This window comes from Streptomyces sp. NPDC102462, from assembly GCF_044765425.1.
Lineage (GTDB): Bacteria > Actinomycetota > Actinomycetes > Streptomycetales > Streptomycetaceae > Streptomyces.
This window is the reverse complement of record NZ_JBIWKB010000144.1, coordinates 1-2,728: the sequence shown is the minus strand read 5'-3', so window position 1 is coordinate 2,728 and position 2,728 is coordinate 1. Positions and strand designations below refer to the sequence as shown.

2 protein-coding genes and 1 pseudogene are annotated in these 2,728 nt (G+C 73.6%); all 3 read right to left on the bottom strand.

Features of this window, described 5'->3' with window-relative positions:
* Positions 1–957: pseudogene (locus ACIRFL_RS43680) on the bottom strand (1,4-alpha-glucan branching enzyme); the annotation flags it as partial.
* Between the two features lie 4 nt (positions 958–961).
* Positions 962–2,326 (bottom strand): maltokinase, encoded by a 1,365-nt coding sequence (locus tag ACIRFL_RS43675; RefSeq protein WP_404041300.1) that lies wholly within the window; start codon positions 2,324–2,326, stop codon positions 962–964.
* 31 nt (positions 2,327–2,357) lie between these two features.
* Positions 2,358–2,728: alpha-glucosidase C-terminal domain-containing protein (locus ACIRFL_RS43670; RefSeq protein WP_404041297.1), on the bottom strand; the 371-nt coding region annotated here is incomplete at its 5' end.

Below are 2,728 nucleotides of genomic sequence, written 5' to 3'. Positions count from 1 at the left end.
GGCGGTCGGCGCGTAGAAGCCGGTGACCTGGTAGCCCCAGGAGCCGCCGAAGGGATGCTCGGTGACCGGCATCAGCTCCACATGCGTGAAGCCCAACTCCTTGACATACGACGGGAGTTCATCGGCCAGGTGACGGTACGTCAGTCCCGGTCGCCAGGACGGCAGATGCACCTCGTACACGGAGAACGGCGCCTCGTGCACCGGGATGTCCGCGCGGTGCGCCAGCCACCCCTCGTCGCCCCACTCGTAGCGCGAGGACGTCACCACGGACGCCGTCGCGGGCGGCACCTCCGTGCGGCGCGCCATCGGGTCCGCCTTGAGGAACCGGTCGCCGTGGCGCGAGGTGATCTCGAACTTGTACCGGACGCCCTCGCCGACGCCCGGCACGAACAGCTCCCACACACCCGAGGAGCCGAGCGAACGCATCGGGTACTGCGTGCCGTCCCAGCCGGTGAAGTCGCCGGTGACCCGCACGCCCCGGGCGTTCGGCGCCCACACGGTGAAGCGGGTGCCCTCCACTCCCTGGTGCGTCATGGGTTCGGCGCCCAGCGCCCGCCACAACTGCTCGTGCCGGCCCTCGCCGATCAGATGCAGGTCCAGCTCGCCGAGGGCGGGCAGGAAGCAGTAGGGGTCTGCCGTCTCATGGACGGTGTCCTCATACGCGACCAGGAGCGTGTACGCCGGGATCGTCGCGTGCGGCAGCACGGCCGAGAAGAGCCCGTCGCCCTCGTGGACCAGGGCGCTGCGCATCCCGTCGACCAGCACGCTCACCGCGCGGGCGAAGGGACGCAGCGCCCGGAAGAGGGTGCCGCCCGGCACCGGGTGGGCGCCCAGCAGGGCGTGCGGGTCGTGGTGGGCGCCCGTGAGCAGCCGCTCGCGGTCGGTGGGGTCCAGCGGGAGCGCCGCCGTCGTCGCGGGGCCCGACGGCTCGGGGAGCGAGGTGTCGCGCAGTGCCATGGTGTCAGCCTTCCCTGACGGCGAGCCGCTCGATCGCGGCCATGGGAACGGGCAGCCAGTCGGGACGGTGCCGGGCCTCGTACACGGCCTCGTACACCGCCCGGTCGGTCTCGTGGGCACGCAGCAGCGCGTGCCCACGACGCGGGTCCCACCCGGCCCGGGCCGCATAGCCCGCGCAGTAGGCCTCCCGGCAGCGGTCGGCCCACTCGGGGCGCCAGGGGCGCCGCTGCCGGGCCGCGTAGTCGAAGGAGCGCAGCATGCCGGCGACGTCCCGCACCGGGGACTGCGCGCTGCGCCGCTCGGAGAGCGGGCGCGAGGGCTCGCCCTCGAAGTCGATGACGAACCAGTTCCGCCCGGCCCGCAGCACCTGCCCGAGGTGCAGGTCGCCGTGGATGCGCTGGGCGGGCGGCGCGGCGTCGTCGCCGTCCAGCGCCCCGAACGCGGTGCGCAGTCCCGGCACGAACGGCGCGAGGGCCGGCACACAGTGCGCGGCGGCCTCAAGACGTGCGGTCATCGCGGCCACCGTATGGCCGTTCTCGCCGTCGCCCGCGGACGGGAAGGCGGTGGCGAGCGCCACATGCACATCGGCCGTGGCCTGCCCCAACTCGTAGGCTTCGGTGGTGAAGTCGTCCCCCGCGGCGAGTGCGCGCAGCGCCAGCGTCCAGCCGTCGGCGGCGTCCGGCAGGAACGGCTGGAGCACCCCGAGCGTCGCCGGCCGCGGCTCGGTCGTCCGGAACCAGGCGACCGGCGCGGGCACCCGTGTGCAGCCCTGCGCGGCCAGCGCCCCCGGCACCTCCAGGTCCGGGTTGATGCCGGGCTCCACCCGGCGGAACACCTTCAGGATGTACGCGTCGCCGTACACCAGCGAGGAGTTGGACTGCTCCGCGTCCAGCAGACGCGGCGCGAGCCCGCCGGGCACCCGCACGGCCGGGTCCGCCTCGAAGCGCAGCGGGCCCGCCGTGCCCGGCTGCCGCAGCCGCTCCAGGAGCAGTGCGGCCGAGCGCGGATCGTGCAGTGCGTCGTAGAGCGCGGTGCCCGCGAGCGGGCCTTCCCGCACCCGGCCTATGAACGCCCGTTCCAGGTGCGGCGCCGGCTGCGTGCGCATGCCGAGCAGCAACTGGTAGCAGGCGCCGGCCGGGGGCGGGCCGCCGGGCGCCGGGACGCCGCCCTGCCCGGTGTGCACCAGCAGATGCAGACAGCCCGGGAACAGTTCCGTCATCGACAGCAGGGCGAGGTCCGTGACGGGGCGGTCCCGGCCCGCGAACCAGCGCTGCCTGGGCAGCCATTCGCTGAGCAGCCCGGCGAGCAGGGCCGTCGGCCGGTCGGGACCGGCCGCGCCGCGCGGCCTGGGCGATACGGTCTTCGGCATGGTGAGGCGTCCTTTCCTCGGCGCCGCGCGCTCAGCGTCGTCGGCCGATGCGGGATGCGACTCGGGAGAGCCGGAACCAGTAGAAGCCGTGGCCCGCGAGGGTGAGGAGATAGGGGAGTTCACCGATGGCGGGGAAGCGTACTCCGCCGACGAGTTCGACGGGATGCCGTCCGTCGTAGGCCCGCAGGTCGAGTTCGGTCGGCTGGGCGAAGCGGGAGAAGTTGTGGACGCACAGGACGAGGTCGTCCTCGTGTTCGCGCAGGAAGGCGATGACGGCGGGGTTGGAGGAGGGGAGTTCGGTGTAGGTGCCGAGTCCGAAGGCGGGGTTCTGCTTGCGGATCTCGATCATGCGGCGGGTCCAGTGGAGCAGGGAGGAGGGGGAGGACATGGCGGCTTCGACGT